At 55.2% G+C, this 18,710-nt stretch carries 15 protein-coding genes; 11 read left to right on the top strand and 4 right to left on the bottom strand.

The genetic code is table 11. From position 1 onward, the window contains the following. Positions 1-157 precede the first annotated feature (157 nt). The 7 genes from SH467x_RS06600 to SH467x_RS06570 all read left to right on the top strand — a co-directional run bounded on the left by SH467x_RS06600 (position 158) and on the right by SH467x_RS06570 (position 8,076). The gene (locus tag SH467x_RS06600) at positions 158-337 is read left to right on the top strand and encodes a hypothetical protein (RefSeq protein WP_482370484.1); all 180 of its coding nucleotides are present in this window, start codon (positions 158-160) and stop codon (positions 335-337) included. Positions 338-467: 130 nt separating this feature from the next. Further along, the gene (gene purH / locus SH467x_RS06595) at positions 468-2,144 is read left to right on the top strand and encodes a bifunctional phosphoribosylaminoimidazolecarboxamide formyltransferase/IMP cyclohydrolase (RefSeq protein WP_482370483.1); all 1,677 of its coding nucleotides are present in this window, start codon (positions 468-470) and stop codon (positions 2,142-2,144) included. 10 nt (positions 2,145-2,154) lie between these two features. After that, positions 2,155-4,143, top strand: coding sequence for a uroporphyrinogen decarboxylase (gene hemE, locus SH467x_RS06590; protein WP_482370482.1), 1,989 nt, complete (start codon positions 2,155-2,157; stop codon positions 4,141-4,143). Between the two features lie 8 nt (positions 4,144-4,151). Then, a complete protein-coding gene (locus tag SH467x_RS06585; protein ID WP_482370481.1) occupies positions 4,152-5,231 on the top strand; it encodes a 3-oxoacyl-ACP synthase III in 1,080 nt (359 codons plus the stop codon). 126 nt (positions 5,232-5,357) lie between these two features. Beyond that, positions 5,358-5,654, top strand: coding sequence for a hypothetical protein (locus tag SH467x_RS06580; RefSeq protein WP_482370480.1), 297 nt, complete (start codon positions 5,358-5,360; stop codon positions 5,652-5,654). A gap of 189 nt (positions 5,655-5,843) precedes the next feature. Next, on the top strand, positions 5,844-7,115 hold the full coding sequence (locus SH467x_RS06575) for an NAD(P)/FAD-dependent oxidoreductase (protein WP_482370479.1): 1,272 nt from the start codon (positions 5,844-5,846) through the stop codon (positions 7,113-7,115). 16 nt (positions 7,116-7,131) lie between these two features. After that, positions 7,132-8,076 (top strand): amidohydrolase family protein, encoded by a 945-nt coding sequence (locus tag SH467x_RS06570; protein ID WP_482370478.1) that lies wholly within the window; start codon positions 7,132-7,134, stop codon positions 8,074-8,076. A 6-nt stretch (positions 8,077-8,082) separates the two neighbouring features. On the opposite strand, the gene SH467x_RS06565 is transcribed toward SH467x_RS06570, so the two are convergent. Further along, positions 8,083-9,996 (bottom strand): DNA gyrase/topoisomerase IV subunit B, encoded by a 1,914-nt coding sequence (locus tag SH467x_RS06565; RefSeq protein ID WP_482370477.1) that lies wholly within the window; start codon positions 9,994-9,996, stop codon positions 8,083-8,085. Beyond that, positions 9,993-12,485: a DNA gyrase/topoisomerase IV subunit A gene (locus tag SH467x_RS06560; protein WP_482370476.1), complete on the bottom strand. Its 2,493-nt coding sequence runs from the start codon at positions 12,483-12,485 to the stop codon at positions 9,993-9,995. The genes SH467x_RS06565 and SH467x_RS06560 overlap by 4 nt, the downstream gene beginning before the upstream one ends. A 304-nt stretch (positions 12,486-12,789) precedes the next feature. Between SH467x_RS06560 and SH467x_RS06555 the strand changes: the two genes are divergently transcribed. From SH467x_RS06555 to SH467x_RS06540, 4 genes are all read left to right on the top strand, one after another. Beyond that, positions 12,790-13,239, top strand: coding sequence for a hypothetical protein (locus tag SH467x_RS06555; protein WP_482370475.1), 450 nt, complete (start codon positions 12,790-12,792; stop codon positions 13,237-13,239). Between the two features lie 116 nt (positions 13,240-13,355). Further along, on the top strand, positions 13,356-13,802 hold the full coding sequence (locus tag SH467x_RS06550; RefSeq protein ID WP_482370474.1) for a hypothetical protein: 447 nt from the start codon (positions 13,356-13,358) through the stop codon (positions 13,800-13,802). Between the two features lie 1,294 nt (positions 13,803-15,096). After that, complete coding sequence (locus SH467x_RS06545; RefSeq protein WP_482370473.1) at positions 15,097-15,396, top strand: type II toxin-antitoxin system ParD family antitoxin; 300 nt, start codon at positions 15,097-15,099, stop codon at positions 15,394-15,396. Positions 15,397-15,401: 5 nt separating this feature from the next. Continuing rightward, positions 15,402-15,773 carry a type II toxin-antitoxin system RelE/ParE family toxin gene (locus SH467x_RS06540; protein ID WP_482370472.1) on the top strand — a complete coding sequence of 124 codons (372 nt, stop codon included), beginning with the start codon at positions 15,402-15,404 and terminating at the stop codon, positions 15,771-15,773. 203 nt (positions 15,774-15,976) lie between these two features. Here the strand turns inward: SH467x_RS06540 and SH467x_RS06535 are convergent, their stop codons facing one another. Then, entirely contained in the window at positions 15,977-16,750 is a 774-nt protein-coding gene (locus SH467x_RS06535; RefSeq protein ID WP_482370471.1) for an SMC-Scp complex subunit ScpB, read from the bottom strand. Positions 16,751-16,791: 41 nt separating this feature from the next. Beyond that, entirely contained in the window at positions 16,792-18,669 is a 1,878-nt protein-coding gene (locus tag SH467x_RS06530) for a sulfatase-like hydrolase/transferase (RefSeq protein WP_482370470.1), read from the bottom strand. Positions 18,670-18,710: the final 41 nt, after the last annotated feature.

Genomic DNA, 18,710 nt, shown 5'->3' with positions numbered 1-18,710 from the left:
ATCTGCCCAATTTGGCCGACGCGATTTATTTGCCCAAGCCCGATAACACGACCTGCGCCAAGAAGGCTCGGCCGAGGCTCGGCAATGGGACGAAGAGGAGGGCATCGCGAGCACCGCATGGGTCGAGCGTTCTGTCTTTGCCGATCGAGGAATGAGCATGTCCCCCACCGAAGAACCGTCGTTGGAGTTAGGAAATATCGCTTTGGCGCCCGAGGAAGTGGCCACCTTGAAGTTGTTGGTGGAACGCTACGATCGCGTCATTCAAGAGCTCGACGTGCTCAATAACGAGATTGAAAGTTTGCTTCAGGCCGAAGGGATCAAGGCTTGCGAGTCTTAAGCCCATCTGGGACGATTGGGGGGAGTACAAAAGCGTCTTGAGAGGCCGTTCTGGGAACGTTCGTCGGACCCGAAGGGCTTCGTTTCATCCAGGTTGCCTGAAGACCAGCGAATTCCCTTAAGTCTGCCCGATGGACTTCTCTCCCAGAATCCCCGGCGGACTGCTCTCCCAGAATCATCGTACCGTGACAGCCTCCTCTTCTCCCAAGAACATTCCGACTCCCGATATTGCGTCCGTTCGCCGAGCCCTCGTCAGTGTTAGCGACAAATCCGGACTGGAGCACTTTGCGAAGGGGCTCGTCTCGCAAGGGGTCGAGATTTACAGCACGGGTGGCACCCGCAGTTACTTGCTCGGACTGGGGATTCAGGTCCACGATGTGTCAGTTTACACGGGCTTTCCGGAGGTGATGGATGGTCGTGTGAAAACACTACATCCGAAGATCTTTGGAGGAATTCTGGCTCGTCGAACATTGGCGGAGGATCAACATGCGTTGCGGGACCATGAGATCCTCGAATTCGATTTGGTGGTCGTGAATTTGTATCCTTTCGAGAGCACGATCCAGCGCGAAGGGGTTGTCATCGAAGAGGCGATCGAGCAAATCGATATCGGCGGCCCGAGCTTGATCCGAGCAGCGGCGAAGAATCACGCGTTCACCGTGGTCGCGACCAGTCCGATGCAATACGACGAGATCTTGGAAGATCTCGCAACCAAAGGGGGGACGTCACTGGCGTTGCGACGCAGGCTTGCTGCTGAATGTTTTGCACAGACAGCTCGTTACGACGCGTGCATCGCAGACTACATGCATCAACAAACCCAGCCGCCGCGCGAGAGCGAACCGCTTGAGATGGCGGCCAATATCACGATCCCGATGCAGCTCAAGGCGACCCTTCGGTACGGCGAGAATCCCCATCAATCGGCCGCGCTCTATCGGTTACCTGGGAAACACGAAGCCTCGTTGGTGAACGCTCAGCAGCTCAATGGAAAAGAGCTCTCGTACAACAATTTGCTCGATCTGGACGCCGCCCTGCAGATCGTGCGTTGCTTCGCGAAGCCTTCGGCGGTCGTGATCAAGCACAACAATCCATGCGGGGCAGCTTCGGCTCACAAAGCCTCCTTTGCCTGCCGCAAAGCGCTCGACGGGGACCCGCTCAGCGCGTTTGGTGGAATCCTTGGGTTTAACTGCACGGTCGATGCCGAGACGGCGGAGGTGCTTAGCACACCTGGATTGTTTGTCGAAGCGATCGTTGCACCCGAGTTTACCGACGAAGCTTTGGCTATCTTAAAGACCAAACCAAAGTGGCGTGATAATGTGCGGCTCATGGCGACGGGTCCTTTGGTCAATCAACCACGCGAATTGAACTATCGTCTGATCAGCGGCGGCGTGTTGGTACAGGAAGCCGACAATCAGCCCCCGACAAGTCTCAACTGGAAGACTGTGACGAACGTTGCCGTGGCGGATGAGCTTTGGGACGACATTGCATTTGGTTGGGAGATGGTCAGGCATGTGAAGAGCAATGCCATTGTTCTGGCGAGGGACGCTGCGTTGGTCGGGGTCGGAGCCGGGCAGATGAGCCGAGTCGATTCGGTGGAAATCGCCATTGAGAAGGCGGGCGAGCGATCGGCAGGGAGCATCTTGGCTTCCGATGCGTTTTTCCCATTTCCTGATTCAATTCATCGCGCTGCGAAAGCTGGGATCATTGCGATCATACAACCGGGTGGTTCCAAGAAGGACGAGGATGTCATTGCCGCTTGCAATGAGTATCGCATCCCAATGATCTTCACCGGTCAGCGTCACTTCAAGCACTAAGCGAGCCGCTATGTCCGATGCAACGCAACCTTCTCCATCGGAAGGTTCGATCCGTACCCCATCCTTTGGAGGCCTTCGCGTCGCTGCGCTCGAGAGCCGCAGACGAGACGATTTGTCTCGACTGATTGAGCGATTTGGTGGAAAGCCCTTCGTGAGTCCTTCGATGCGCGAGGTCGCCATCGAGAAAAACAAAGAAGTGGTCGACTTCGCGTACCGCGTCATGACCGGCGAAATTGGGATCGTCATCTTTTTGACCGGAGTCGGGTTTCGGCAATTGATCGCCGCCATCGAGCCCCATGTCGACAAGCAGCGTTTTCTCGATTCCCTTTCCGACATTGTCACCATTGCCCGCGGTCCCAAGCCGGTCGTCGCCATGCGCGAGGTCGGTCTTCAGCCGACGCATCGGGCCCCGGAGCCGAATACGTGGCGTGAAGTGCTGCAGTTGATGGATCAGCACGTACCCGTTGCCAGTCAAACGGTCGGTTTGCAGGAGTACGGCGTTACCAATCACTCGTTGGTTGCAGGTCTTGAAGCGCGCGGCGCTAACGTCGTGCACGTTCGCGTTTACCAATGGGAGTTCCCGGAAGACACCAATCCCTTGCGAGAAAACATCGGGGCGATCTGCCGTGGTGAACGGGATTGTTTGATGTTCACCAGTGCCCACCAAGCCGTCAATATGCTACGCATGGCCGACTCGATGGGCTGCGAGAGAGAGCTTCGGCTCGCGTTGCGAGAGACCGTGGTCGCATCGATCGGGCCAACCACGACCGAGATGCTGCAGCACTTGGAGTTGCCGGTGGATTTGGAGCCCGAACACTCCAAAATGGGGCATTTGGTGCAGGCGGCAGCAGAGAAAACAGAGCGGATCTTAAAAGCCAAGCGGTTCTTGGGTAGCTCCGGTGCAACAGTTCGTTCCCAAGACGCGCACCTAGCAGGCGATGACAATATGAAAGAAGCGATGGAAGCGAGCGATTTTATCAAGGCCTGTTATCGACAGCCCACCGATGTGACCCCGGTTTGGTTGATGAGGCAGGCAGGCCGCTACATGGCGGAGTATCGCGCGGTGCGAGAGAAGCATTCGTTCTTGGAACTTTGCAAGAATCCAGCTTTGTGCGCCGAGGTGATGGTGACGGCGGTGGAGAAAATCGGAGTCGATGCCGCGATTATCTTCTCCGACTTGCTCCCGATCTTGGAGCCGATGGGTTTTGATTTGGAGTTTGCGGCTGGGGACGGGCCTGTGATTCATAATCCCATCCGAGAGCCTTCCGATATCGACCGCGTCCGAGTACTTGAGCAGATGGCGCCGCTTCAGTTCGTTGCCGACACGGTTCGACTGACGCGTGCGGCGTTGCCCCCCAAGATCCCGGTTATTGGATTTGCAGGTTCTCCCTTCACCTTGGCCAGTTACATGATCGAAGGGGGAGGGTCTCGAAACTACGTCCACACGAAGAAGTTGATGCTGGGCGATCCGTCCGCGTGGCGTGTTCTGATGGACAAACTCGTCGACTCGATTGCACTGTATCTCAATTCACAGATTGCGGCCGGTGCGCAGTGCGTGCAATTGTTCGATTCCTGGGCGGGATGTTTGTCGACGAACGACTATCGAACACATGTTCTTCCGTTTATGACCAAGCTATTGGAATCGATCTCGCCGACGGTTCCGGTTGTGAATTTTGCCACGGGGAATCCAATGCTCCTGTCCATGCTGCGCGGTGATGCACGCACCGTTGTTGGGTTGGACTGGCGAGTATCGCTCGATGTTGGGTGGGATATGGTTGGATCCGATCGAGCGGTCCAAGGAAACTTGGATCCCACGGTGTTGTTCGCGGGATTGGATGCGATCCGCGCGGCGGTAAAAGATGTGCTGGACCGTGCTGCAGGTCGTCCGGGGCATATTTTCAATCTTGGGCATGGAATTCTACCGGGAACGCCCGTCGACCACGTGATTGCGTTGGTTGATATGGTGCATGAAATGACGGATCGCCGAAGCAGGAGTTAACGACCAAGGTGCTGTTTCAAGACGTTTCACTCCTGTCCGTCGGATTCGTACTCCCTCCTGAGATCATCACCTCCGAGGAGATCGAGAATCGCTTGGCTCCTGTTTACGAGCGATTGAGGCTTCCGCAGGGACGTTTAGAGGGGATGAGCGGCATTCAGGCCCGGCGCCTTTGGGAAAAAGGAACGCGTTTGAGCGATGTTAGCGCCCGCAGCGTACAGCTATCGATGCGAGCTGCCCACATTTTACCGGCTCGGATCGGGGCGTTGATTCACGCCAGCGTCTGCCGTGAATTTCTGGAGCCCGCAACGGCTTGCCGCGTCCATCATCTGGCAGGTTTGCCCTCGAAGGCGTGGGTTTACGATCTCTCGAACGCTTGCCTCGGTGTCATGAATGGGGCCGTTCAGATCGCGAGTCTCATTGAGGCGCGCGTGATCGATGCCGGCATCGTCGTCGGTACCGAGGACAGTCGCGGCCTGCTCGAGGCAACCATCGCCCAACTCCTCGGAGATGAAAAACTGACGAGGCAATCGATCAAGCCTGCATTCGCATCGTTGACCATTGGGTCAGGCAGCTGCGCCTGGTTGCTCGGGCGCACCTCTTTGTTCGGTGATCGAGGGGCGTCGGTGCATGGTGCCGTAGCCGTTGCGAAGACAGAGTTTCATGACTTGTGTCAGAGCGATACCGATCAAGCTGGGGCGTCGATGGCTCCGACCATGCAGACCGATTCTGAATTGCTATTGGAAGCGGGCATTGAGACCGGCTCGCAAGCGTTTGATGCACTTCTCGAAGAATTGCGATGGGATCGAGAGAGCATTGGAAGAACCGTGTGTCATCAAGTAGGGACCGCGCATCGCCGAAAGATGCTTGAGAGGCTCGCCCTCCCTTTGGAAAGAGATTTCAGTACGTTCGAGAGGTTGGGAAATACGGGCTCGGTTGCGCTCCCCACCGCCCTGGGATTGGGAGTCGAAGAAGGGTTCGTGAACGGGGATACCCGCATCGCCCTGCTGGGAATTGGGTCTGGCCTGAATTCCGTAATGATGGGGCTCACCTGCCGACAGATTGACGTAGCAAGCGAAACGTTCGATTGATTTTTCGCCTTGGGCAAGATTTTTCGTTTGACTGACATGGTTTGTGAGTCATCTTTCCGAACCCCCGCTTCAAAAGTTCGTTTCCACCCCAATACAAGTGCTTGGGATATAAGCGAGGAAAAGCAGATGTCAAACGATGCGATGGGCGGGGCAGCAGTCTCGATGGAGCAGTGTATGCTCGACGCCAACGGGGGGCTCGAACAGACCGATGCTGCCATCGAGAGAGCGAAAGCGAAACTTCGAGAGCTCGACGAAAAGATTGAGAAGATGAGGGAAACCCAGTCGGACTCGGTCTTTACGGAGATCGCTAGCGAGCTCCATGGCCACTCGCTTACTGGGTCTACGATTATTACCCAATTGACCGCTCGCTCCCACCAGTTGCTCAGCAATCTCACCCGCTTCCGCCCTCGCGGCAGCCGCTAGCCCCAACGGATCATTCGAGGAGGAACCTCGTCGATCGATGGAAAATGAGACGTCGAAGTGATACAACATGCAGAAGCCGTTCGGCCGCAGTTTGCGATCCATCGGCGACGCCATCCGTGGAAGGCATTTCCGGAGGGCAAGCAGTCTCGTTTGAATCGTCTTGATCTTTCATCATAGAAATCGGTTGCAATGGTTACGGGCTCAAAAAAGGATTTGGTTGTCGTCGGCGGTGGCATCATTGGACTTTCCACCGCTTATTTTGCGTTGGAAAAGGGTTGGAACGTCACCGTCATCGATCGCATTGCATCCCAGGGTGATAATTGCTCTCACGGGAATTCGGGAATGGTCGTCCCGAGCCACTTCGTTCCTCTGGCAGCACCTGGCGTGATGGGGCAGGCGATTCGGTGGCTTAAAGATCCCGAGTCTCCTTTTTCTATCCGCCCTTCCCTCAGTTTAAACATGCTCAAGTGGGGGCTACGGTTCTATCTCGCGTCGACGAAGGCGCAAGTCGAGCAGGCGGCTCCGCTTCTTCGCGATTTGAATTTGGCGTCGCGCGACCTGTACATTCAATGGGCGGAGCAGGGCATCCAATCCGGTTTGGTGAAAAAAGGGCTGCTCATGCTCTGCAATACCGATGCGATGTTGGAGGAGGAAGTGACTCTTTCCCAGCAATCGCGGGACTTGGGGGTCCCAGCGCAGGTACTAACCGCTAACGATGTAGAGGCCCTCGACCCGAACGTGACATTGCAAGTCAAAGGAGGGGTCTATTACCCCAAAGACTGCCACTTGGATCCAGAGCTTCTCAATCGGTCCTTGCAATCAGAAATCGAAAAGCGAGGGGGGCGATTCCTGTGGCAGACACACGTTACCGGTTGGAAGACCGATGCGACACGGATTCGAGCCCTTGTCACGAACCATGGAGAGTTCGCAGCCGATGAGTTCGTCGTCTGCGGTGGTGTATGGTCGGAGGAATTGGTTCGCTCGCTCAACATTCGCATTCCCCTGCTAGCCGGCAAAGGATACTCGCTTACCGTACCCACTCCGATCGAACTCCCATCAGTCTGCTCGATCCTCTGCGAGGCCAAGGTAGCTGTAACTCCGATGGGGGACAAGCTACGCTTCGGTGGGACGATGACCATTGGGAATCCTGATCATGTCATTGCACCTGAGAAGATTCGAGGCATGATCAAGAGTGTTCAACGTTACATGCCCCGTTTCAAGCCTCAGCATTTCGATGGCATCTCGCCATGGGTCGGTCTCCGCCCTGTCACGCCGGATGGTCTCCCTTATATCGGTAAGCCATCCGGATGGAATAATCTGACCGTCGCGGCGGGCCATGCCATGATGGGATTGAGTTTGGGACCCATCACTGGAAAACTCACCACGCAGCTTGTTTCCGGCGAAGCGACTTCCATCCCTGGTGTTGCGGACCGACTATCTCCCAACCGCTACGCAGCTTGATAGAAACCTAACTCCTATGGCTCTCGATCGACGAAGTCTTTTGCAGGGCGGTATCGGTGCCGCTGCTTGCTCGGCCCTTTCCACTCTCTCCTTGGAGGCTCACAGCGACGAGAGGACCGCCGATCTGGGATGGATCGATGCCCATGTTCACGTATGGACCGGCGATACCAGCACTTATCCGCTGGCTGATGGATTTACCAAGGAGCAGATGCTGCCAGCAAGCTTCACTCCAGATGATCTTTTCAGCCATTGCAGGCCTCAAGGCGTGTCGAAGGTTGTTTTGATTCAAATGAACTTCTACACATTTGACAATCGCTACATGCTCGATGCGATGGAGAAGCATCCGGGTATCTTTTCAGGGGTAGCGATCATCGATGAATCCAGCGATGATGTTCCCAAACAAATGGCTGCACTACGAGAAAAAGGAGTTCGGGGGTTTCGACTCTACGCAGACCGGTCGAATGTATCGAAGTGGAAAACCTCACAGGCGATGCGCCGGATGTGGAGTGCGGCAGCCGATCTCGACTTGGCCATGTGTTGTCTGGCTAACTCGGATGCGTTACCCGAGATCCTCGCATTCGCCAACACGTTTCCGAAGACGCGCGTCGTGATCGACCACTTTGCACGCATTGGCATTGACGGAACCATTCGAGATTCTGACCTCGGCCATCTCATGAGCTTTGTGGATCGAGACGAGACCTATGTCAAAACGTCTGCTTTCTACGCGCTGGGCAACAAAAAACCACCCTACGATGATTTGGGACCGATGATCCAGAAATTGGTGACTTCATTCGGGTCGGATCGATTGATGTGGGCCTCCGATTGTCCCTTTCAAATAGAAAACGGCCATACATATGGGGCGTCTATCGATTTGATTCGCAATCGCCTTTCCTTTCTCACCTCCGAAGATAAAAGCAATCTTCTGAGGAATACGGCCGCAAAGGTTTTCTTCAGCGCATAACGATCCTTACACGTCGATATCGCTTGCCTCTTCTGCCCGTTCCATGATGAAGCGGAACCGAGCCGAAGCGTCTCGTCCCATCAAATCGCTCATGATTCGATCGGTTTCGAGATGATCGTCGATATCCACCCGAAGCAGCCGGCGCGTGGCGGGGTTTAGCGTTGTATCCCAGAGCACCTCTGGCATCATCTCACCGAGCCCCTTGAAGCGTGTGATCTCCGGTTTGGATCTCTTATCGCTTTTGGCTAGGATGCGTTCGCGGTCTTCTTCGTCCGCAGCCCAATAGGTTTCTTTGCCAATGTCGATGCGGTAAAGGGGTGGTACCGCGATAAAGACACGGCCATCTGCGATCAAGCCTGGCATGTGTCGGTACAGAAACGTGAGCAGCAAAGTCGTAATGTGATGACCGTCGGAGTCGGCATCGGCGAGAAGGATGAGCCGGTCGTATCGCATTTTGGAGATGTCGAACGATTTTCCGATACCGCAACCGAGTGCCGTCACCATGTCCTGGACTTCTTTGTTTTCCAGCACCTTCGAAAGGGATACCGACTCGGTATTGAGGACCTTTCCTCGCAGCGGCAGGATGGCTTGATGGTTGCGGTCGCGTCCCTGTTTGGCGCTACCACCTGCAGAGTCCCCTTCGACGATAAACAGTTCCGATTTGCCGCGTCCGGTGGAAAGGCAATCGCTCAGTTTACCGGGCAGCATTGCGCGGCTCGTGGCTGTTTTTCGCGATACGGCTTCGGAAGCGGCTCTCGAGGCGGCCCGTGCGCGCGCTGCGGCGATGATCCGCGCCACGATAGCTTCTGCTGTCGAACGGTTGTTGTTCAGCCATTGTTCCAGCACCGGCCGGATCGCATTGTCGACGGACGTCTGCACTTCGGGGTTATTCAAACGATCCTTCGTTTGACCTTGGAATTGTGGTTCGCTGATGAAGACAGAGAGGACGGCGACCATGCCTTCGCGAATGTCTTCTTGGCCGATCTTCACGCCACGGGGAGTCAGATTGTGGGTGTCGATGTAGTTGCGAATCGCCTTGCCCACCCCAGCGCGGAAACCATTCTCGTGGGTGCCTCCGACCGGTGTGGGAATACCGTTGCAATACGAACGGACATGTTCGTCGGTCGACTCTGTCCACTGCATAGCGACCTCAACTCGTTCGTCGCCATCTTTACGAAAGGTAAACGCCTGTTCGTGAATGGGGCTCGCGACGCGTTGTTCCAACACTTTGCCTAGGTAATCCACGATACCTTGTTCGTGGAAGAATGTGGTCTTTGCCCCATCGACTTCGTTATGGAAATGAACCTTGACGCCGCGATGCAGGAAACTGACGATCTCAAGCCGCTGACGGATCAGTTCGGGATCGAATTCGGTCTTTGGGAAAATGGTTGCGTCAGGGGTGAAGGTAATCGATGTTCCTGAACCACGCGATGCACCGGAGGCCTTCTGCAGTTTGGTCGTCGGCTTCCCCTGCGAAAACTCCATCTTGTATTGAACGCCATCCCGTTTCACGAGGGCGATCAATTCTTTGGAGAGCGCGTTGACGACCGAGGCACCCACCCCGTGAAGCCCTCCCGACGTCTTGTAGTTTTTTCCTTCGAACTTGCCCCCCGCGTGAAGGACCGTAAGGACGATCTCCAGCGCGCTCTTGCCCGTCTTCGCATGTTTGTCGACAGGAATACCACGGCCGTTGTCGGAGACCGTGATCGTTTTCCCGTTCTTATGCAATTGGACGATGATTTCCGAGGCATGCCCGTTCATCGCCTCGTCCACCGAGTTATCCAGGATTTCCCAGATCAAGTGGTGGAGCCCGGCGCTCCCTACTCCACCGATGTACATGGCCGGACGCTTGCGGACCGGTTCTAATCCCTCGAGGGCAACAATATCCGCTGCTGTGTAGGATGCTGATGTCGAGCTCATGAGTTCTCCAACGTGGGTGCTGAGGTGATGGGGGCTACGACAATCAAGGAGATCTTGCCATTCTTCTGGATTTCGATGCCCCGGCCACCTCGCGAAGTGGTGTTGTATTTCGCGGTGGAAATGGTCTTTTGGGCACCTCGATTCGTCTCGACGACGAGAAGATCGCGGTCGGCGGTGGAAAGTTTGAATCCGAGCAATCGATCGGTCTTGGAGAGTTTGATGAGCATCACACCCTTGCCCGCTCCCGACAGATAGTTCACTTCCTCGCTAGAGCAAACCATGGCCCGGCATTCTTCGGTGATCGCCAGCACGGTTTCCGTGCCATGCGTTGCCTCGACACCGATGACGCCGTGTTCGGGTGCGACGCGTGCAAACCTGCGTCCGCTCCTTGTGGATGGCTCGACGAATTGTTGCAACCCGAATCGAAGTGCAAAGCCGCTCGAGGTGGCTGCAAAGCCGTGAACCTCGGGACAATAATCCGGATGCTTTGGATCCTCTGCGATATTTCCGATGGCGCGTGGATCAAGAGACAACATCGAAACAATGCGTTCCCCATCTTTCATCTTGAACAACTTTTGCACCGGTTCGCCATGCCCCGTTGATGCGGGGATATCGATGAATCGCGTTGTATAGCAAACACCGAACGACGAGAAGAATGCAACGGTGGAGCGGGTCGATCCAGCGACGATCGCGAGAACAGTATCTCCTTCTCGCAGCCGACTCTTGGATGGATCTGCGATCGATTTCTGCCTCTTCACCCAACCATCGCGAGTGAGCAGAACGTGGCAGTCTTCCGCGACGATGAAATCTTCTTCGTTGTATTCCGGCTCCGCATCGACGGTGAGAAGCTCCGTCTTGCGAAGGTTTTCCTTCAGCTTACCGTAATCACCGATGAGGCTTTCAATCTCCTGTCGGACAATCCCCCATCGGCCGGAGTTGTTGGTGTCGTCGGTCTTCTCTTTGAGCAGTCGCTGGATTTCCTTGTCGCGCTTTTGTTTGTCCTTTAGTTCGTCTTGGATCAAGTTGATTTCTAATCTAGCCAGTCGGTAGAGCTTGAGTTCGAGGATCGCATCGGTCTGTTCGGCATCGAGTCCTCCTTTGGCGGCAGGAAATCTCGCCATGATCTTTTGCGCCGCATCGGCTTTCCCCTCCGATTTTCGGATGATTCGAATGATCTCATCCAGCGCATCGAAGATCAGTACAAACCCTTCGAGGATGTGCATGCGTTTGAGCAATGCCGCCAGTTCGTTCTCGAGTCGCTTGGTGACGACCTCCAAACGAAATCGAAGAAAGAACCAGAGTATCTCCTTCAATCCCAAACGATTTGGTGCACCGAGCTCCGGATTCTCGGTGGGAATCAAGCAAGTCATATTGACTGCGAAGTTGGTTTGCAGCGGGGTATGCTTGTAGAGGTACGCCAAGACTTTTTGTTCGTCTGCATCCTTGCGAAGTTGCAAGTCGATTCGGATGTCGCGCGTAGAAACATCCCGGACGTCTTCAATGAGAGGCATCTTTCCACTCAAAACGATATCGGCAATGCGCTCGACCAGGACCGATTTGTTGACGCCGTAGGGAATCGCGGTGATGTGCAGCAGCTTGCTCCCTTTGTAGTCACCTCCCGATTCGGTCTTGCCTCGAAGCCGCACGGAGCCTTGGCCTGTTCGATAGATTTCGCGCAATTCTTCTTTGGTGTTGATCACGATCCCGCCGGTGGGAAAGTCGGGACCTTGCACGGCGTCGTTGGCGACCAGTTGGTAGTCTTTGATCTCCGGGTCTGCGAGAAGCTTGAGGAGGGCGCGGCAGATTTCACCCAAATTATGGGGTGGGATATTCGTCGCCATTCCGACTGCAATCCCGGTCGCGCCGTTGAGGAGCAAATTAGGGACACGGCTGGGTAGCACGACCGGCTCGAGTCGCGAGCCGTCGTAGTTGGGTTTGAAGGGGACAGTGCCATTTCCTAAATCGGCGAGCAGCTCCGAGGCGATTGCCGACATGCGGCATTCGGTGTACCGCATGGCGGCGGCGTTGTCCCCGTCGATGGAGCCAAAGTTCCCGCTTCCATCGACCAAAGGGACGCGGAGCGAAAAGGATTGTGCCATGCGAACGAGCGCATCGTAGATGGCCGAGTCGCCGTGAGGGTGAAAGTTACCCATCACCTCCCCGACCACCTTGGCGCACTTTCGGTGCTTCGTTCCAAACCGCATCCCCTCCTGGTCCATCTGGTACAGGATGCGCCGTTGCACCGGTTTGAGGCCGTCGCGGACATCGGGGAGCGCCCGGCTGGTGATAACCGAGAGGGAATAGTTCAAATACCGAGCCTGTGCCGCGTCCCGCAGGGCAATCGGCTGGATACCATCCTCGGAAAGCTCATCGAACAGATTAGGCTCGGCTCCCCCTTTGCGTCGAGTTTTCTTTACGGGGGAGGCCTCCTGGTTCTCGTCGTCCTGACCCCTGCCGTCGGGAACGCCCGAAGTACCGCGTTTCGCCATCCTTTTCCCTTCCTCACTAATTCTCTAACATCACGTTGCCGCGTCATGGACATCCTCGGAACTCCTTCGAACCAGAGCCCTGAAGACTTTCGAAAAAGTTAAACGATGCCGGTTGGGAGGTCTACGCTAGAATTCTCGTCACGATTCGTTTTTTCTCTACGTCTCGACCGCCGTTTCTCCTTTTTCGGCGCCTTGCTATCAAAACGGTCGATCCTACCTCCCCGGCTCGCCGACGAAGACCAGGGTGGAATTTCCCATTCATGACGCCCGGTCAAGGTCGCCAGATCGCTCAGGAGAGATGCGAATGCTACGGAAGGTTACAACTACACTAGGGGTGGCGCTCGGAATTGCCGTAGCGCAAGCTGGCATGGTTCACGCGCAGTGCAACGATGGTTCCTGCGGTGGAGCGGTTGTCGGCTACTCGCCTCTCAGCGGCGGGTACGTGGACAGCTTCGGACAGATGGCCGGGCGAGGAACCCAACCGCTGTTCGATAATTACTTCACCCGAGGCTACGCCAACCAAGCCGAAGCGGGGATGTACATTTCCCCGATCGGAGTACCCGGTTGGGTAGGGCATACGTACAACACGTATCAGCCCCTTCAACCGCACCAATTTCTATACGCCCATAGCGATCGGTATCACTCCTACTACGACAATGGTAAGGGACTGAACCGCACGCATGCAAAATACTACTCGCCGCCAGTTCGAACTGCCGGCAAACGAGTCTACAAAATGCTCGAGATCCCTCGCTGATCTCGAACTAGGCAGGGCTGAGTCGGAGACCAGTCGAATTCAATTTGGCAGCCGTGCCCGATCATGGAGTGGTCGGGTAGGTTATTCACTGGTACTTCCAAACAGGACCTCTGTCCATGATTCGTTTTTCCCTCGTCGCAGCGACTGCTCTCACCGCGGTCGTCGCTCAGTCTTCTTCCGCCGAAGCTCAATTCGGTTCCCGATTGTCCGCAGCACGCACCGTCGATGTAAGCGGTGGGCCAGGTGTCGGATACCGAGCCGCTTGGGTTCGGCCCTCCACGTGGGGCGACTACTGGGCCTATAACCAATCGATGAACCAACCTTGGCATGGTGAATACTACTGGCTCCGAACCGGTCAACCCACCGCGCTCATCGTTCCACCGACCGTGACGATGCAATCGAATTACTCGTGGGGTGTATCCCAGAACACGATGACCCCGATCTACCATCAGTTCAGCGGAAAAGCATCGAACGGTGGTGGCGGGGGGGTGTTCAAAGCGACCCCCTACTGGCCTAGCCATACCGATCAGTTCGGTGTCTATCCGGTTCGTGGCCCCTGGTAATAACTGCTTCCCTCGCGAAGCGATATGCGGCGGCCGCCTTGAATTGGGCTTTGGCTTTGCGAATCCAGCGTCGGTTGGTCCCAAGGTGAACAATTGTGACCAATTCATGTAGCAGGTCCGCCAATCGAATGAACGGAGCGAGCGAAGATGGTTCCTTGGCATATGGGGCTGTCCCGTCGAGGTCTTAGTCCCGGTAGGGAGGGCCTAGAATCGCCCTGCGTTTCAACACTGGTACCTGCTGGATTTTTAATCGGTACCCGTTTGGCTCCGACATGTCCTGAAAGGACTTCAGCTATTAGCCCGGGGTAAGCTAGCGCCACCCCGGGTTGGTTGCAAAATAAGTCATGTATCCCGGGAGGGATGAAAGCGGTTCAGGGCGGAGCTGGCATCCCTGTCAGGATGCGAAGTCCCGTCGCGATAGACCGGTGATGTCGCTTGCGCTCAATCACCGGCTACAAGCTTCCATGCCTTCGGCATACAGAACCTAACCGCCTTTCGAGGCTCTCTGCCTAATCACCATCTATAGTCAGTTTCACCCCCGCCCTCCGGCGGTGCGTAGTCGCCTGCGGCTGTCTGTTAAACAACTTGTCTGCGCCCTATGCAAAAACTAGATTGCATCGAGCAAGGTGATTTTCCGAACGAAAAAGCTGAGGGATCGAGAGCAGCTGGAATCAGATTCGTGATCGCAAGTTGAATATTTCTTGACGCAGATGGCTGCGGTGCAGATGGCTGCGGTGCAGATGGATGTTCGCGTTGTGCGCAGCAGTAAGCTCAAACCTGAAGTGAACGTATCGAGTAAAGTGGAACGATGATTTGAGCTACGCCGCTTAGCGGCTGTAGCTCTTGAGCTGTCCACCGAGCCGTTCTTCTCGCGTTCAGTTAGACTGATCCGACCAGGAAGCCGACTGCGGAGGAATTGGCTCTCCGCCTTGAGGTAGTTGACCTGGCGGGCAAGTTCTCTGTCCGTTGACCCGGCAATGACGAGCAAGAGGGATGCAGGTTAAAGGTCCATTCCGCGACTCTTCGACTGGCCCTGGCCGGTTTCGAACTGCGTTTCTATTAAGCAGATTTTCCGTAACTCGGCACACTCAGAAAGACCAATCGATTCGGTCTCGAACTCCGTAAGCCCCTGTTTTTCAAGCAGTTGCGAAATCGATTTCTCCGAGAAGGTTCCTTATCAGGGTCGGTCCGGGGAGGGCGTTGAACCGCGACCGTAATTGGCAAATTTTGCCAATTGTGTTAAACTGGATCCATGACTGAGTTCAGGAATACATAGCCATCAGCGAGAGAAGAAATGGCAACGAAGAACATTAGCCTCACGGAACACTACTCGGAGTTGGTTGACTCGCTTGTGAGTTCGGGTAAGTACAAGAATGCGAGCGAAGTGGTTCGAGAAGGATTGCGTTTACTTGAACAACGAACGTCGGAAGATGAGAGGCGAATCGAATTGTTGCAGCAACTGGCTGACGAAGGATTTCGACAACTCGATCAAGGTGAAGGAGTTGTTCTAAACACCAATAGTCAGGTGTCTGCCCATATTTCCAAATTGGGCCGCCACGCTGAGAAGCTCGCCAAAAGCCGAAAGAGTGGTTGATATAAATGCCACGTGTAGGACTTGCCCCGGCCGCTGAGGAGGACATTGTCAGAATCTTAGCCTGGAGCCACGAGCACTTTGGTGAACAAGCTAGGTTGCGCTATGAAGCATTGTTGACCCAAGCAATTGTCGACATAGCGGAAGATCCCGAAAGAGTTGGAAGTGTACCACGAGAGGAACTGGCTGCTGGTACTCGTACCTACCACTTATGGCACAGTCGACAACGGATAGCTAAATCGGTTGGTAAGGTTGGCACACTAAGACATTTCCTGTTGCTTCGTACCAATGCTGAAGGCCAAATTGAAATCGGTCGAGTACTACACGGCAGCATGGATCTTGCCTCCAACCTTCCGGAAGTCTCCTTTCCACAGCCTTGAAGCTTAGGTGACGCTGACCGGAAGCGAGACGAGTTTACCAACCTAATTAAGGTGGCCGAAATTTGCTCGCAACCGGGCAAGCATGTTTCAACCACGTACGCCTCTGGAGACTGTTAAACGATTTGTCTGGCCAGCGCTCGTGAGTTCGTTCAAGTACAACCAGTGGTGCTGGGGGATTGGGTTGGTTGCTTCTGCGATCTCGATCACAGTTCCTCGCGGGGGAGATCGTCGATCGAATCGACACCGACCACCTCTAAGAAACGATCGGTCGTGTAGTAGGTCATCGCGTTTCCTTCCTTCTCCACGCGAAGAAGTCCCTTGCGGACGAGCATATTGAGCGTGCTATGGGGTGGCTGTCCCCACAAACTCTCGATCTGCTCACGGCTTACCCCCGGTTGATACGCTACCAAGGCAAGACAATCGATCGCCGATTGAGGTAACTGAACCTCTTTCACTTTTCCGTAAAAACGCTCGCGGACACTCGTCAACGATTCTGCAAGTTGCATTCGGTAACCACCTCGTTCGAAGACGATTTCAAACGCACGTCCTTGCTGCCGATACTTCTGATTGAGTTTCCCAACCGCTTCGTCGATCTCCTCGCGAGGCATATTGCGGAATAAACTTTGAAGTCGCTCCACATCGATCGGCCGGCTATCGGGAGTCCCCAAAAATAGTATGGACTCCAACACGGTCTCGGTTGTGACCGGAACATGATCGGTCTCGCCGACCTCAGGTGCAGCGAGTGTCTCTTCGAGAACGGAACTTGCCGCTGCGGGAAATGGGATCAGCGCCGAATCTTCCTCAGCTCCTGCTTCCTCAGAGCCTTCGACGCTCGAACGCTCCTCCATCGCTCTCGCATATGCATTCCCCAAATCTTCGAGGGACAATCCAACATCAGGCTGCTCCTCACTTTCCCCTGCCTCGGCCAATTCGGTCTCCAGGGGCTCTATCTTTTTGATCTTCCTGCCAAATACCATCGATCCCTCCTCGTTCAAGATTCCAACACTGCAGGTCCTCGTCACTCGGTGCGCAGGTCGGGAACTAATTCCAAGCTCAGTCTCCTTAGATCGATCACCGTACCCATCGGGACCATCGAAGCCCTCAGTTGCAGTCGCCCCTCTCCTCGAGGCAAACGTATCTCGCCAATCTCCCAATGCCGGAAGGGCTTCATGCGACTCTCTGCCTTGGGACGCTCAATCGTATCTTGATCGTCGTAGAGAGGAGGATCCCATACCACGTCGATCTTCTTTTCCAAGCGAGCATCGCCGAATTGAAGCTGAAGCACTGTGCCCAAACTGGTTTCCGGGCAAGTGTAGTCGATTGCAACTCGATAAACCCCCTCGGTTTCCACGTGAACATTCCACTCGATGTAGTCGTCGGCTGATTGCCAGTTCACAAAGTAGGAACTGTTCGGTGCAGGGGCACTTCGTCGAATGGCACCTTGCGCGATACCGTCGCGGGCTGGCAAATGGGTGATCGGAAGGGCGAGGTGTCCGACGGGGATGGGGCGATCGTCCATCGGTAGCTTGCCACCTAAAAGGACCTCATTTTTCCACGCTGCTATGCCTGATCGCAATCGCTCTGCCGCGACGCGTTCGCTATCGGTATCCAGTGCGCAAGCCTTGGTTTGGTTTGGATCCTGCTCCATATCAAACAGCTTTCCATCCGAGTCCATGCGATAGCTCTGCATCCGAGCACTCACCTTGCCATTCCATGTGGAATAAAGAATGCGATCCGGGAACGGTGAAGACTTGTGATCGGATTGCAATAGCCAGGGAGTCAGGTCGATGCCATCGAGGGGATACGGAGGCTTCGTTGTTATTTGAGTCAAAGCCAAAAGTGTCGGTAACCAATCGATCGCCGAGGAGATGGGCCGCACGTCATTCCCTGCAGGAATCTTGCTCGGCCATCGGCAATAACAAATCGATCGAACACCCCCTTCGTCCACACTCCCCTTACGCCCCTTCATTCCGCCGTTCCATCGCTCGGTGTTGGGGCCGTTATCCGAGAAATAGATGACGATTGTGTCTTGGGTCAGGCCGAGCGATTCAAGCTTGTTCAATACTCGACCGACATTGCGATCTTGATTCTCAATCATTGCCAGTGCACAGCGGGTCTCGTCTACCTTTTCCTGCGCGCGATTGCGAGCGGGTTGGGCGATACTCTTCTCGCGGAATCGTTCCCAATCTGGTTTCGAAACACCCCAAGGGGAATGGGGGGTGGTGAACGGGATATAACAGAAGAATGGCTGCTGCTTCTTCCGATCGATAAAATCCAACGCGCGATCGGTAAGAAGATCGACAATGTAACCCTTCGTCTCCACCATCCGACCTTCTTGGTTCTCAAGAGGCGGGTTGAAGTACTCGCCCCAGTGGCCCTCGGTATACCCGAAGAACTCATCGAACCCTCTAGCGCGTGGATGGTAAGGCCCTTGCGATCCATTGTGCCATTTCCCAAAGCAACCTGTCGCGTAGCCGTTGGATTGAAAGATCTGGGCTAGCGTGGTTTCATCGAGATTGAGTCGTTCGGCTCCCTCCGAGACGCCCCGAACTCCCCCTCGTGGATGGTACCTGCCCGTCAGCAGTTCGGCGCGCGTGGGAGAGCAGACAGGACAGACAAAGAACCGATCCAGTTTCGCCCCAGAGGTTGCTATCGAATCGATATTGGGTGTGGATACCGATAGATTTCCAGACGACGTGAAGTCTCCCCAGCCCGCGTCGTCGGCCAGCATGATGACAACATTTGGACGAGTGCGGGACTCGAGCGGGGTATCTTCCAACGCCATCGTGACGTTGGTCGAAAAAATCGTGATCAGCGTCGCTATCGCAGCGAGCATCCTGCGCGGGACTTGGGCCGAGGTAGTGAGACATTCGGAAAGCTGTCGCCAAGCGTTCATCGTGCATTCCTCTAAAAGAGTGGAAAGGAACGCTTAGTCTA

This window comes from Brakhagea slesvicensis, assembly GCF_052161625.1.
Lineage (GTDB): Bacteria > Planctomycetota > Planctomycetia > Pirellulales > Pirellulaceae > JBKCUI01.
This window is presented reverse-complemented; position numbering and strand designations above follow the sequence as displayed.

What these genes read in the sequence shown, in the direction of transcription:
- hemE (WP_482370482.1), top strand. Translation starts at nt 2,155, where the DNA reads ATGTCCGATGCAACGCAACCTTCTCCATCGGAAGGTTCGATCCGTACC.
- SH467x_RS06560 (WP_482370476.1), bottom strand. Translation starts at nt 12,485, where the DNA reads ATGGCGAAACGCGGTACTTCGGGCGTTCCCGACGGCAGGGGTCAGGAC.
- SH467x_RS06535 (WP_482370471.1), bottom strand. Translation starts at nt 16,750, where the DNA reads ATGGTATTTGGCAGGAAGATCAAAAAGATAGAGCCCCTGGAGACCGAA.
- SH467x_RS06545 (WP_482370473.1), top strand. Translation starts at nt 15,097, where the DNA reads ATGGCAACGAAGAACATTAGCCTCACGGAACACTACTCGGAGTTGGTT.
- SH467x_RS06575 (WP_482370479.1), top strand. Translation starts at nt 5,844, where the DNA reads ATGGTTACGGGCTCAAAAAAGGATTTGGTTGTCGTCGGCGGTGGCATC.
- SH467x_RS06530 (WP_482370470.1), bottom strand. Translation starts at nt 18,669, where the DNA reads ATGAACGCTTGGCGACAGCTTTCCGAATGTCTCACTACCTCGGCCCAA.
- purH (WP_482370483.1), top strand. Translation starts at nt 468, where the DNA reads ATGGACTTCTCTCCCAGAATCCCCGGCGGACTGCTCTCCCAGAATCAT.
- SH467x_RS06555 (WP_482370475.1), top strand. Translation starts at nt 12,790, where the DNA reads ATGCTACGGAAGGTTACAACTACACTAGGGGTGGCGCTCGGAATTGCC.
- SH467x_RS06540 (WP_482370472.1), top strand. Translation starts at nt 15,402, where the DNA reads ATGCCACGTGTAGGACTTGCCCCGGCCGCTGAGGAGGACATTGTCAGA.
- SH467x_RS06565 (WP_482370477.1), bottom strand. Translation starts at nt 9,996, where the DNA reads ATGAGCTCGACATCAGCATCCTACACAGCAGCGGATATTGTTGCCCTC.
- SH467x_RS06580 (WP_482370480.1), top strand. Translation starts at nt 5,358, where the DNA reads ATGTCAAACGATGCGATGGGCGGGGCAGCAGTCTCGATGGAGCAGTGT.
- SH467x_RS06600 (WP_482370484.1), top strand. Translation starts at nt 158, where the DNA reads ATGTCCCCCACCGAAGAACCGTCGTTGGAGTTAGGAAATATCGCTTTG.
- SH467x_RS06570 (WP_482370478.1), top strand. Translation starts at nt 7,132, where the DNA reads ATGGCTCTCGATCGACGAAGTCTTTTGCAGGGCGGTATCGGTGCCGCT.
- SH467x_RS06550 (WP_482370474.1), top strand. Translation starts at nt 13,356, where the DNA reads ATGATTCGTTTTTCCCTCGTCGCAGCGACTGCTCTCACCGCGGTCGTC.